The organism is Methylorubrum podarium (assembly GCF_022179745.1).
GTDB classification, from domain to species: Bacteria; Pseudomonadota; Alphaproteobacteria; order Rhizobiales; family Beijerinckiaceae; genus Methylobacterium; species Methylobacterium podarium.
The window spans coordinates 1-12,762 of record NZ_BPRD01000172.1 but is presented as its reverse complement, the minus strand read 5'-3'; the positions used below and the strand labels follow the sequence as shown (position 1 = coordinate 12,762).

At 69.1% G+C, this 12,762-nt stretch carries 10 protein-coding genes; 4 read left to right on the top strand and 6 right to left on the bottom strand.

Annotation, left to right across the window (positions count from 1 at the left end; genetic code table 11):
• Positions 1-110 precede the first annotated feature (110 nt).
• Positions 111-3,254 carry an efflux RND transporter permease subunit gene (locus tag MFF42_RS09060; RefSeq protein WP_238255439.1) on the top strand — a complete coding sequence of 1,048 codons (3,144 nt, stop codon included), beginning with the start codon at positions 111-113 and terminating at the stop codon, positions 3,252-3,254.
• Between the two features lie 352 nt (positions 3,255-3,606).
• On the top strand, positions 3,607-4,791 hold the full coding sequence (locus tag MFF42_RS09055; protein WP_238255438.1) for an HD-GYP domain-containing protein: 1,185 nt from the start codon (positions 3,607-3,609) through the stop codon (positions 4,789-4,791).
• Positions 4,792-4,903: 112 nt separating this feature from the next.
• Here the strand turns inward: MFF42_RS09055 and speB are convergent, their stop codons facing one another.
• Entirely contained in the window at positions 4,904-5,920 is a 1,017-nt protein-coding gene (gene speB / locus MFF42_RS09050) for an agmatinase (protein ID WP_238255437.1), read from the bottom strand.
• Between the two features lie 317 nt (positions 5,921-6,237).
• Between speB and MFF42_RS09045 the strand changes: the two genes are divergently transcribed.
• Positions 6,238-7,242, top strand: a complete 1,005-nt coding sequence (locus tag MFF42_RS09045) for a lipid II:glycine glycyltransferase FemX (protein ID WP_238255436.1) — start codon at positions 6,238-6,240, stop codon at positions 7,240-7,242.
• Positions 7,243-7,290: 48 nt separating this feature from the next.
• On the opposite strand, the gene MFF42_RS09040 is transcribed toward MFF42_RS09045, so the two are convergent.
• Both MFF42_RS09040 and coaBC read right to left on the bottom strand, forming a co-directional pair.
• Entirely contained in the window at positions 7,291-7,605 is a 315-nt protein-coding gene (locus tag MFF42_RS09040) for a hypothetical protein (protein ID WP_238255435.1), read from the bottom strand.
• Positions 7,606-7,774: 169 nt separating this feature from the next.
• Positions 7,775-9,067, bottom strand: a complete 1,293-nt coding sequence (gene coaBC, locus MFF42_RS09035) for a bifunctional phosphopantothenoylcysteine decarboxylase/phosphopantothenate--cysteine ligase CoaBC (protein ID WP_238255434.1) — start codon at positions 9,065-9,067, stop codon at positions 7,775-7,777.
• Between the two features lie 242 nt (positions 9,068-9,309).
• Here coaBC and MFF42_RS09030 point away from each other — a divergent pair, with 242 nt between their 5' ends.
• Positions 9,310-10,410, top strand: coding sequence for a type I restriction endonuclease (locus tag MFF42_RS09030; RefSeq protein WP_444980416.1), 1,101 nt, complete (start codon positions 9,310-9,312; stop codon positions 10,408-10,410).
• Between the two features lie 175 nt (positions 10,411-10,585).
• On the opposite strand, the gene MFF42_RS09025 is transcribed toward MFF42_RS09030, so the two are convergent.
• The 3 genes from MFF42_RS09025 to MFF42_RS09015 all read right to left on the bottom strand — a co-directional run.
• Positions 10,586-10,813: a hypothetical protein gene (locus MFF42_RS09025; protein ID WP_238255433.1), complete on the bottom strand. Its 228-nt coding sequence runs from the start codon at positions 10,811-10,813 to the stop codon at positions 10,586-10,588.
• A 41-nt stretch (positions 10,814-10,854) separates the two neighbouring features.
• Positions 10,855-12,417, bottom strand: a complete 1,563-nt coding sequence (gene ubiB, locus MFF42_RS09020; protein WP_238255432.1) for a 2-polyprenylphenol 6-hydroxylase — start codon at positions 12,415-12,417, stop codon at positions 10,855-10,857.
• Positions 12,418-12,484: 67 nt separating this feature from the next.
• Positions 12,485-12,762: class I SAM-dependent methyltransferase (locus tag MFF42_RS09015; protein WP_238255431.1), on the bottom strand; the 278-nt coding region annotated here is incomplete at its 5' end.

The window sequence follows — 12,762 nt, the reverse complement described above, 5'->3', positions numbered from 1 at the left end:
AGGCCGTGGTCGCCCGCGCCGGCTCGTTCCTGCGCGACGGCGACCGGGTGCGGCCCGTGCTTCCCGCCGGACCCCAAGCCGCGGCCGGAACCCGCTGAGGATCACACACGATGCGCCTCAACGTCTCGGCCTGGGCGATCCGCAAGCCGATCCCCTCGCTCGTGCTGTTCCTCGTGCTGATGGTGCTCGGGCTCGTCAGCTTCCGCAGCCTGCCGATCACCCGCTTTCCCAACATCGACATCCCGATCGTCTCGGTGACGATCACGCAGTCCGGCGCCGCCCCGTCCGAATTGCAGACCCAGGTCACGAAATGGGTCGAGGATTCGGTGTCCGGGGTGAAGGGGGTCAAGCACGTCCTCTCGACCATCTCGGAAGGGTCCTCGATCACCACGATCGAGTTCCGCCTGGAGGTGAACCAGGACCGCGCCGTCAACGACGTGAAGGACGCGATCTCGAAGATCCGCATCAACCTGCCGCGCACCATCGACGAGCCGATCATCAGCCGCGTCGAGATCGCCGGCCTGCCGATCATGATCTACGGCGCCTCGGCGCCGGCGATGACGCCCGAAGACCTGTCGTGGTTCGTCGACGACGTGGTCGCTCGCCAGCTCCAGGGGGTGAAGGGGGTCGGCGGCGTCGAGCGGCTGGGCGGCGTCGCTCGCGAGATCCGCGTGACCCTCAAGCCCGACCGGCTGCTCGCCCTCGGCATCACCGCGGCGGACGTGAACCGGCAGCTGCGCCTCACCTCCGCCGACATGGCGGGCGGGCGCGGCGAGCTCGCGGGCGGCGAGCAGTCGATCCGGACGCTGGGCGCCTCGTCGAGCCTGGAGACGCTGGGGGCGACCTCCATCGTCGTGCCGGGCGGGCGCAAGGTGCGTCTCGACGAGTTGGCGAGCCTGATGGATTCGGCCGAGGAGCCGCGCACCTTCGCCCGCTTCAACGGCGAGCCGGTGGTGGGCTTCGCCATCTCCCGCGCGATGGGGGCGAGCGACGCCGAGGTCGCGGTCGCCGTGGCCAAGCGCATCGAGACGCTGCACGCCGAGAATCCGAGCGTGCGCTTCGACCTGATCGACACCAGCGTCGTCAACACCATCGGCAACTACCACTCGGCGATGATGGGCCTCATGGAGGGCGCCGCGCTCGCCGTGATCGTGGTGTTCCTGTTCCTGCGGGACTGGCGCGCCACCCTGATCGCCGCGGTGGCGCTGCCGCTCTCGGTGCTGCCGACCTTCTGGGTGATGAGCGCGCTCGGCTTCTCATTGAATGCTGTCAGCCTGCTCGCCATCACCCTGGTGACCGGCATCCTCGTCGACGACGCCATCGTCGAGATCGAGAACATCGTCCGCCACATGCGCATGGGCAAATCCGCCTACCGCGCGGCGCTCGAAGCCGCCGACGAGATCGGGCTCGCGGTCATCGCCATCACCGCGACCATCATCGCGATCTTCGCCCCCGTCTCCTTCATGCCCGGCATCGCCGGCCAGTACTTCAAGCAGTTCGGGCTCACCATCGCGGCCGCGGTGTTCGTGTCGCTGCTGGTCGCCCGCCTGATCACGCCGCTGCTCGCCGCCTACTTCCTGCGCGACCACGGTCCCGACCACGCGCGCGAGGGGCCGGTGATGCGGGCCTATACCCGCCTCGTCGCCTGGTCGGTGCGCCACAAAGTCCTGACGCTGATCCTCGGGCTCGCCTGCTTTGCCGGCTCGATCGCCTCGACCCGGCTCCTGCCCGCGGGCTTCATCCCGGCGGAGGACGCCGCGCGCACGATGTTCGTGGTCGAACTGCCCCCCGGCGCCCGCCTCGACGACACCCAGCGGGTGTCGGACGGGATCGTCGAGACCCTGCGGACGATGCCCGAGGTCAGAAGCGTCTTCGTCGATGGCGGGCGCCAGCTTCCGGGCAAGAAGGAGGTGCGGCTGGCGAGCCTCACCGTGAACCTCGTGCCGAAGAACGCGCGGGCGCTGACCCAGAAGCAGGTCGATCTCAAGATCTCGAACGCCCTGCGGCAGGTGCCCGACATCCGCTTCTGGTCGCTGCAGGAGGGCGGGCAGCGGGAATTCGCGCTGATCGTGTCGGGGCCCGACAAGGCGGTGGTGGCCGACGTCGCCGCCCGGCTCCAGCGCGAGGCGGCCGGCGTGCCCCACCTCGTCAACGTGATCTCGACCGCGCCGCTCGATCGCACCGAGCTGCGCATCACCCCCAAAGCCGGCGTCGCCGCCGATCTCGGCGTCTCGACCGACGTCATCGCCGAGACGGTGCGCGTCGGCACCATCGGCGACATCGCGGCCAACCTCGCCAAGTTCAACGCCAAGGATCGCCAGATCCCGATCCGGGTGATGCTGCCGGAGCGCCTGCGCGGGCAATTGCCCGAGATCGCCAGCCTCAAGGTGCCGGTGAAGGCCGGCGCGGCGGTGCCGCTCGCCACCGTGGCCGACCTGACGCTCGGGCGCGGCCCCACCGCCATCGACCGCTACGACCGCACCGTGCGCGTCGCCGTGGAGGGCGACCTCCAGGGCTCCGACGCGCTCGGCTCGATCATCGAGCAGGTGATGGCGCTCCCCGCCGCGACGAACCTGCCCGAGGGCGTCACCATCCGCCAGACCGGCGACGCCGAGATCATGGGCGAGGTGTTCGAGGGCTTCGCCCTCGCCATGGGCGCCGGGCTGATGATGGTGTTCGGCGTCCTCGTGCTGCTGTTCGGCAACTTCCTGCAGCCGCTCACCATCCTGTTCTCGCTGCCGCTCTCCATCGGCGGGGCGATCCTCGGGCTCCTCGTCTTCCACATGCCGATCTCGATGCCCGTCGTCATCGGCATCCTGATGCTGATGGGCGTGGTGACCAAGAACGCGATCATGCTGGTCGATTTCGCCATCGAGGAGATGGCCCGCGGCGTCGATCGCGTCACGGCGATCGTCGATGCCGGGCGCAAGCGGGCGCGGCCGATCGTGATGACCACCATCGCCATGGCCGCCGGCATGGTGCCTTCCGCCATGGCCCTCGGTATCGGCGGCGAGTTCCGCGCGCCGATGGCGGTGGCGGTGATTGGCGGGCTGATCGTCTCGACGGGGCTCTCGCTCGTCTTCGTGCCGGCGATCTTCCTGCTGGTCGACGACCTGTCGCGGCTGTTCGTGCGCCTGTTCGGCCGCTTCGTCGGCGATCCGGACGAGCCGGACGAGGGCGAGGACGAGGCCTATCGTCCGGGCGTGCCCGCCAACGCCGCCGGTTTCGACCGGCATCCGACCGCTGCCGAGTGACCCGGTCCCCGCCCGAACCGGGCCGGAACCGGCTCTCCCCGCCCTATCGAACGGACCGGGTGGGCTGAGGGAGGGAGGATCCGGCCCGGCGCGGAGGACGAGAGCCGAAACCTTAGGAGAATCCCTCGCGAATTCAATGATCTAGAGTATCGTCCCGGGCTCCGTCCTCGGACCGGGGCGCACGGCGTCTTTCGGAGAGGCTACAGCCGCGCCGGCCGCGAGGCTCTGCATTGCGCGAATACGCCAGGGTTGCATCATCGGGGCCACGCGAAGCTTTTCGCAACACTTTTGATGTATCCGGGCAGGATACCGCTTCGCGTCCACCACGGGCCTTGCGGCCGATGGATGATCGATGCGGGAAGCTCGGGACCGACAGGGACGTCAAGACGCCCATGAGCGACGCCGGGACGGGCGCTCCGAGGATGTCGTCGTCCTCGTCTCGGACCGCCGCGAGCGGGCGGAGCGTCTGGCCCGCGGCATCGCCCTCGTCCTGCCCTGCCGCGTGATCGAGCCCGGCGCAGGCTTGCCGGCCGGCCGGCTCATCGCCTTCGTCGTCGATCTCGCCACCGACCTGGCCGCCGACCGAGGCGCCGACCGGGGGCATGCCTGGGTCACTTGGCTCACCGCGAAGATCCGCGAGAGCGGGCTGCCCTGCCTCTATCTCGCCCGCGGCAACGCGGCCCAGGACGCCGCGGCCGTGACCCTGCTCGGCACGCCGACGGTGGTCGACCCGCGCCAATCCGCCGGCATCGTCCCGACGCTCCAACGCCTCGTCGCGGAGGGGAAGGCGAGAATGGCGCGGGGCGGTCCCGCAACCGGCAGCGCACCCCCCGAGATGCGGGTGGAGCGGGCGACCGCCCTCGTCACGCATCTGTTCGACAACGCCGCCGCCGGACGTCCGCCCAGCCCGGCGGAAGCCGAGGAGGGCACGCAGATCGTGCTCGACACGGTGTCCGAGATCGGCATCCGCCCCTGGCTCGACCTCGTCTGGCGCCACGACATCCAGGTCTACCAGCACTCCTTGAGCGTGGCGGGCTTCGCCGCGGCCTTCGCCGCCGAACTCGGCTTCTCCCGGGGCGACCGGCAGCGTCTGGCCAAGGCCGCGCTCCTGCACGACGTCGGCAAGGCCCTGATCCCCCACGCCATCCTCAACAAGCCGGGCGCCCTCACGGCCGAAGAGATGGCGGTGATGCGCACCCACGCCGCCCTCGGCGCCGACCTCCTGGCCAAGGAGGCCGCCTTCGGTCCCGACATCCTCGACGTGGTGCGCTACCATCACGAGCGCCTCGACGGGTCCGGCTATCCGGAAGGCCTGACGGGGCCGCGGATCGGCGATCTCGTGCGGCTCGTGGCGATCTGCGACGTGCATTCGGCCCTGACCGAGCGCCGGGTCTACCGGCCGCCGCTTCCCGCCGCCGAGGCCGCCGCGATCATGGAGGCCCAGGCCGGCCAGCTCGATCCCGACCTGCTCCGGGTCTACCGCCCGATCATCGCCCGTGCCGGCACCGCCGCGGGCGGCCCGTCCGTGCTCGACTGATCCCGGGATCCCGAAGGGATCATCCCTTCGGCGGGGTGCCGGGGCAGAGCCCCGGCATCGTTCCAGGGCTCTGCCCTGGATCCGCGAAAGGGCTCGCCCTTTCGAAACCCGATCAGGCAACGGATTGTCGTACAGCAACCCCCTCGGCCAGCAGGCACAGGATCTCGAAGGCGATGCCGGCGCCCGCCAGCGCCGTGATGCCGGCGGGATCGAGGGAGGGGGCGACCTCCACCACGTCCGCGCCGACGAGATCGAGGCCGCGCAGGGCACGCAGCAGGTGCAAGACCTCCCGCGTGGTGAAGCCGCCGACCTCCGGCGTACCGGTGCCGGGGGCGAAGGCGGGGTCGAGGGCGTCGATGTCGAAGCTGAGATAGGTCGGGCCCTCGCCGGTCACCGCGCGGGCCTCGGCGGCCACCTCCGGCAGGCCGCGGGCGCAGACCTCCTCCATGGCGATGATGCGCATGCCCTGCGCCAGCGCCCAGTCGTGCTCGTCGGCCGCGTCCATGCTGCCGCGCAGGCCGATCTGGATGCAGCGGCGCGGATCGAGCACCCCGGCCTCGACCGCGCGCCGGAACGGCGTGCCGTGGGTCAGCCGCGACCCGTCATACTGCGCGTCATCGGTGTCGCTGTGGGCGTCGATATGGATCAGGCCGAGCGGGCGGGCCGCGCCGAGCGCCCGCAGCACCGGATAGGTGACGAAGTGGTCGCCGCCGACCGTGAGCGGCACGATCCCGGCCTCGGCGAGTGGCCGGTAGAACGCCTCGATGCGCCGGGCCGTCTCGGCGGCGTCCACCGGGTTGACCGGCACGTCGCCGAGATCGGCGCAGGCCGCCAGGGCGTAGGGCGCCACGCCGGTGACGGGGTTGAGCGCCCGCGTCCCGGTGGAGGCCTCGCGCACCGCCCGCGGCCCGAGCCGCGCGCCGGGCCGGTTGGTCGTGGCGCCGTCGAAGGGGATGCCGATCAGGCCGATCTCGACCCGGTCGGCGCCTTCGCCCGCCGCCTCGGCCGGATCGAGCACCGGTAGCCGCATGAAGCTCGCGATCCCCGAGAAGCGCGGCGTCACCATCCCCGAGGCCGGCCGGAACCGCTCCAGGCGTTGCGCCCGCGTCTCCGTCCCCTCATCCGCCATGACGATCCTCCATCATGATCCGCCCCCGGGCGGCGTCCGTCGCGATCCGCATCAAGCCGTCCGGAGCCTTCGCCCGCAAGCCTCTCCCCGCCGACACCGCCGGATCTGGGCGCCGGAGGACCGGCCCGGCGCAGACTACGCAGATGCAACCGGGAGAGTGGATACATTCGCTTTCGATGACGTTGGGGATCCGGGCCCGTGATACGGCCAAGCCTTCTCGAGGGCGGATCGGCGTCGGAGGCGGCGGCTCGGGAGCGGCCGGCCCGATGAGCGCAGAGAGCAAGCGCACGGGGCGAGCGGACAAGGGATGACGGTTCATGGCAGCTCAGGTCGCGGTCATCGACCGTTCGGAGGCCGCGGATTGGGACGAGGCGCTCTGGCAGCAGCCTGAAGCCAACATCTACGCGGCGCGAAGCTGGGGCACTTACAAGAGCCGGCTCGGCTGGACCGTCCGGCGGGTCGCCCTGTGCGACAACGGCGAGGATCTCGCCTACATCCAGTATCAGGAGCGCCGGTCGGGTCCCTTGCGCCGGATCCTCGTCCAGGGCGGGCCGGTCCTCACCCTGCGCGGGCAGTCGCGGGCGGAGGCGGTGCTCGCCGCCTTCCTCGACCATCTCGCCCTGCGCCCGGTGGACGTGCTCGCGGTCAAGAGCTACCGGCCGCAGGACCCGGAGGGAGTCACCGCCCTGCTCGCGCACGCCTTCGTGCCCGTCATCGGGGGCAAGGATCACACGATCGAGCTCGACCTGACGCCGGGCACCGACGCGATCCTGGCCGCCGCCGACCGGCGCTGGCGGCGGGAGGTCAAGAAGGCGGAGGGCCAGCCCGGTCTCGCGGCGGTCTTCCTGACGGACCGGGACGAGCGCCTGCGGGCCTACGACACCTTCGTGCGGATGTACGCCGCCCTGCAGCAGCGCAAGGGCTTCTCCGGCGACCTCGACACGGCCGCCTATCGCGACCTCGCCGCGTCCGACCCGCACCTGCTCTTCCTCGAGATCCGCGAGGGCGGGGAGCCGATCCTGGTGCGCATCGTCCACACCGCGCGGGAGCGCTGGACCGATTTCTTCACGGCCTCCAACGAGCGCGCCCGGGCGACCGGCGCGGCCAGCTTCGCCGTGTGGCGGATCATCGAGCGCGCCCGGCAGGAGGGCGCCCGCCGCTTCGATTTCGGCGGCGTCGACCCGGCCGGCAACCGCGGCGTCTTCGACTTCAAGCGGGCCCTGAGCCGCAACGTGATCCAGGGCGGCCCGACCTGGATCTACGCGCGCAACGCCCTCGTCCGCCGCGCCGCCGCGACCGCCCTGTTCCTGCGCCAGATCTGACCGCGGGCGTCGAGGGGCCGGGGGCACCGCCCCCTCGACGCCGCGGGTTCAGCCGCGCTGCTTCGCGCGCAGGCTGCCGGCGTCGCCCGACGTGTTCGTCATCGGCCCGGCCGGGCCGCTCGAATTGGCCTCCTCCTCGCCCGTGCGCCCTCCGCTTCGGCGGGCGCCGACATGGTCGTGGTACTGCTCGGTCTGGACGTGGCGGCTGTCGAGGCCGCGCTCGTCGGAGTGCCGGGACTTGTCGCGGTTGCTCAGCACCTCGTTCTCGCCGAGGATGCCCTCGGGCAGCTCGGTCATGGCGCCGGTGCCGTCGCCCTTGCCCTGCGCACCGGGACCCATGCTGTGCCGGTCGGCCTTGGCCATGATGTCGCTCCTGTCGCTGTGAGTGGCGTGGAGGAGGGATCTGGGCACGGGGTCGAAGAGAGCAAGCTGAGCAGGGGAAAACTTAAAAGTCTTTCGCCGAGGAACATTCTCGTTCCCCGGGTGATCGGCGCGTTCTTGTCTTGCCTTTCTTGCGGCCGAGGCGTGAGGCTCAGCGCGACGTCGCCGCCAGCAACTCCGCGAAGCGCGCCACCAGCCGCCGCCCGACCTCCTCCTTGCCGAGCTTCGGCCAGGTTTCGATATCTTTTCCGACGCCGCCCTCGCGCGCCACGAGGTGCACCGTGTTCTCGGTGCCGCCCATCACCCCGCCCTCCGCCGAGACGTCGTTGGCCACGATCAGGTCGCAGCCTTTTCGCGCGATCTTTCTCCGGGCGTTGCCGATCACGTCGTCGGTCTCGGCGGCGAAGCCGACGACCAGCGGCGGGCGTCCCTCGCTGCGGCCGGCGATGGTGGCGAGGATGTCCGGGTTCTCGACCAGCTGCAGCGGGGCGGGGAGGCTGCCGTCCTTCTTGATCTTGCCCGCCCGCGTCTCGGCCGGGCGCCAGTCGCCGACCGCGGCGGCGAAGATCGCGAGGTCGGCCGGCAGGGCCGCCTCGACCGCGGCGAGCATCTCGCGGGCGCTCTCGACCCGCACCACGGTGACGCCCGCCGGATCGGGAATCGCCACCGGCCCCGAGACCAGGGTGACCCGCGCGCCGGCTTGCGCCGCGGCGGCGGCGATCGCGTGGCCCTGCCGCCCCGAGGAGCGGTTGGCGAGGTAGCGCACGGGATCGATCGCCTCGTGGGTCGGCCCCGAGGTGACGAGCACGTGCCGCCCGGCCAGCGGTTTTTTGACCGTCTCGCGTCCCGTCAGGAAGCCGAGGCCGGGGCCCACGGCGCGCTGCGCCAGCAGGGTTTCGAGGGCGTCGGCGATCGCCTGCGGCTCGGCCAAGCGTCCGGGGCCGAACTCGGCCTCGGCCATGGCGCCCTCGTCGGGGCCGACCACGGCGACGCCGTCGGCCTTCAGGGTGGCGAGGTTGCGCTGCGTCGCCGGATGCAGCCACATCCGCACGTTCATCGCCGGGGCGATCAGGATCGGCAGGGTGGTGGCGAGCAGCACCGTCGAGGCGAGGTCCGGCGCGTGGCCGGTCGCCATCCGCGCCATCAGGTTGGCGGTGGCCGGCGCCACCACGATCGCGTCGGCGTCCCGCGCGAGCCGGATGTGGCCGATCTCGGCCTCGCTCTCCCGGTCGAACAGGTCGGTATGCGTCCGCTCCCCCGCGAGCGCGGCGGCCGCCAGGGGCGTCACGAATTCCTGGGCCGCGTCGGTGAGCAGCGGGCGCACCTGCGCCCCGCGCTCGCGCAGGCGCCGGATCAGGTCGAGCGCCTTGTAGGCGGCGATCCCGCCGCCGACGATCAGCAGGACGCGGCGGCCGGCGAGGGATTTTGCGGACGGAGACGACATGGGCGCAGAACGGGGAATCGCGAGGCGCGCGTCAAGGGTGAGAAGCGAGGTTCCTCGGGCAAGCGGCCGTGGCTCAGATAAGGCGCGTACGTTGAACCATCGCAGAGGTTGCGGAATCTTATGGCCGTGACCCCATCAACAAAATTTGCCTTCGATACAGGACGGTTGGGCGAGTACAAATATCGACTTGAAGTTGATGTGGTGCCACTATCCGGGGGCGAATCAGGATGGGGAGGGTTGGCGTGAGCGTTGAGGAGAAGCTGCGTACACTTGCCGAACGCATCAAATCACATTCCAGCGCAATGGCCACCGAGGAAGCAGTAAAGACATCAATCGTGTTGCCATTCCTTGCGGCGCTCGATTACGACGTTTTCAATCCCAATGAGGTTGTTCCCGAATTTACAGCCGACGCTGTCGGAAAGAAGGGCGAGAAAGTTGACTATGCGATCAAGTTCGATGGCGACATCCGAATATTGATAGAGTGTAAGCCAATCACGACAAAGTTAGAAAAAGTTCATCTGGCTCAGCTTTATCGTTATTTTTCCGTCACGTCCGCCAAGTTTGCGATATTAACAAACGGTCGAACGTTTCATTTTCATACGGATTTAGAGGCGCCCAATAAGCTCGATGATCGTCCGTTCTTGACCTTCGAGATGTCAGATATCCATGCGCAAACTGTTGCTGAACTGACGAAATTTGCGCGGAGCAGCTTCAATGAAGATGCCATCCTCCAATCTGCGCACAGGCTTAAATATACATCCCTTATCAAGAAAGAAATCATGGGCCTGCTGGAGTCACCCTCCGAAGAGTTTGTTCGGATGGTCGTCGCGCCAGTCCAATCCGGTCGCTTCACAGCGCAAGTGAGAGAACAGCTTACTCCGCTGGTCAAAGCCGCCTTTCGCGAAATTATTCGGGACTCTGTTCAAGCCCGTCTGTCAAATGCGCTTGCCGATACGGCTGCCCTTGATATCGCCGAAACGCAGCCAGCTGTGGAAGATGCCGAAATCGTTACAACCGATGAAGAGCGCGAGGGCTTCATGATCGTTCGCGCCATCGTGAGAGAGGTCATAAAAGCTGACCGCGTCATCATGCGCGATCAGAGAAGTTATTGCGGAATTCTAATTGACAACAACAATCGCAAGCCTCTCGCTCGGCTGCACTTCAATCGTTCCATCAAGTATGTCGGACTTTTCGATGGTGATAAAGAAGAGCGGGTCCGCATCGACAGTTTGGATCACATTTACGACCTGACGGAACGACTTCGTGCAACGGCTCGGTTCTACGCCGAAGGCGGAACACGCAAGGCTGAAGTGGTGAGTTCCGAAACTGCCTCTGTTGCTTGATGCACGGACTCCCACACTTTCGATTGATGGCTTCGGTGTCTCCTCCGTCATTGCGAGGCGAAGCCGAAGCAATCCAGCGCTCGACATCTCTGGATAGGTCGCGCCCTGGATCGCTTCGCTAACGCTCGCGATGACGGAGTCTGTCAGAATACACAGTGATTAACGGGGGACCATATCACAGGCCGTGCTTGGCCCAGATGGCGCGCACGTCCTCGTCGGTCGCGAAATCGCCGCGCGCCGCGGCCGCCTCCGACTCGTCCAACTCCGCCTCCTCCTCCGGGGTGAAGCGGTAGACGGCCTGCTCCTCGCTCGCGTAGCTCAGCACCATGCGTGCGATCGCGTCCTGCACCTCGGGCGGCAGCTTGCGGGCGGCGGTGATCGCCTTGTCGAGAAGGTCGGTCATGGGAGGGGAGTGTAGGGGAAATCCGGCGGTTGAGAAGATCCTCACCGGAACGCCAGCACCAGCGCCCCCACCGCGATCCCCCACAGGGCCAGGGTGGTCAGGATCGCGTGGCGCCGCTCCAGCTTGACCAGCCGCTCGATCGCCTTGGTGTCGCGCGAGCCCTCCTCGTCGAGGCGGATCATGATGCGGCGGATGCGCTGGGCGATGTCGGGGATGTCGGAGACGACCTCGGACAGGGTCAGCGCCGCGCGGCCCGCGCCCTCCAGCCGGCCGACGGGGCCGAGATGGCGGGTGATCCACGCGCGCACCACCGGCTCGGCGCCGGTCCACATGTCGAGCTGCGGATCGAGCGAGCGGGCGACGCCCTCCACCACCACCATGGTCTTCTGCAGCATCACCAGTTCGGTGCGGGTGCTCATGTCGAACAGGGCGGTCACGTCGAACAGGAGGGTCAGCACCTTGGCCATGGAGATCTCGTCGGCCCGGCGCTGGTGGATCGGCTCGCCGATCGCCCGGATCGCCTGCGCGAAGTCGTCCACCGAGTGGTGGCGCGGCACGTAGCCGGCCTCGAAATGCACCTGCGCCACCCGGCGGTAGTCGCGGGTGATGAAGCCGAGAAGGATCTCGGCGAGGAAGCGCCGCTCGGCATGGCCCAGCCGGCCCATGATGCCGAAATCGACCGCCACCAGCCGTCCCTGCGGATCGACGAACAGGTTTCCGGGATGCATGTCCGCGTGGAAGAAGCCATCGCGGATCGCCTGGCGCAGGAAGGACTGGATCACCACCCGGCCGAGCGCCCTGGGGTCGTGGCCCGCCGCGACGATGCCGGCGCGGTCGTTGAGGCGCACGCCGTCGATCCACTCGGAGGTCAGCACGTCGCGGGCGGTGAGCGCCCATTCCGGCCGCGGCGTGCGAAAGTCCTCGTCGCCCTTGGTGTTCTGGGCGAGTTCCGACATCGCCGCCGCTTCGAGCCGGAAATCCATCTCCATGGTGACGGAGCGGGCCAGGATCTCGACGACCTCGCGCGGGCGCAGGCGCTCGGCATCCGGCAGCAGCGCGTTGACGATGCGCGCCATGAACCGCATCGCCTGCAGGTCCTTGGCGAAGCGCTCGCGCACGCCGGGCCGCATCACCTTCACGGCCAGCGTGCGCTGGGTGCCGTCGGCGTCGAGCACCGTCGCCTTGTGGACCTGGGCGATCGAGGCCGCCGCCACCGGCTCGCTGAAGGCGGTGAACAGGACCGAGACCGGCTTGCCGAGTTCCGCCTCGACGACCCGCATCGCCACGCCCTGGGGGAAGGGCGGCACCCGGTCCTGGAGCCGCTCGAGGTCGCGGGCGGCGGCCATGCCGACGATGTCGGGGCGGGTCGCCAGGAACTGGCCGAACTTGACGTAGGAGGGGCCGAGCCGGGTCAGCGCCCGCTCCAGCGGGCTGGCACCCGGCGCCGCGGCGATGCCGCGCCGCTCCAGGAGGCGGCCGACTTTCAGCGCGAGCCGCAGGTGCGGCGGCAATTGCGCCGCGTCGATCAGGGCGAGCCCGCCCTCGCGGGCGAGCACGAAGCCGACATGGGCGCCGCGGGCGAGGTGGAAGACCGCGCCGAGCATTATCGCCACCTCTGCGGCAGTCGCTCGAAGAGCGAGGGCACCGGCGGCGTCTGAGGCTGAGAAAAAATCAAGAAATTTTCCAGCCGGAATGGATCGCGACGATGCCGCCCGAGAGTCGGCGGTGGCTGACATGCGCAAAGCCCGCCGCCTCGATCATCCGGGCGAAGGCCTCGGGGGAGGGGAACTTGCGGATCGACTCGACGAGGTACTGGTAGGACTCGCGGTCGCCCGCCACCCGCTCGCCGATGCGCGGGATCACGTGGAAGGAGTAGGCGTCGTAGATCTTTTCGAGAACCGGCAGGTCGACCCGCGAGAATTCCAGACACAGGAAGCGCCCGCCGGGCT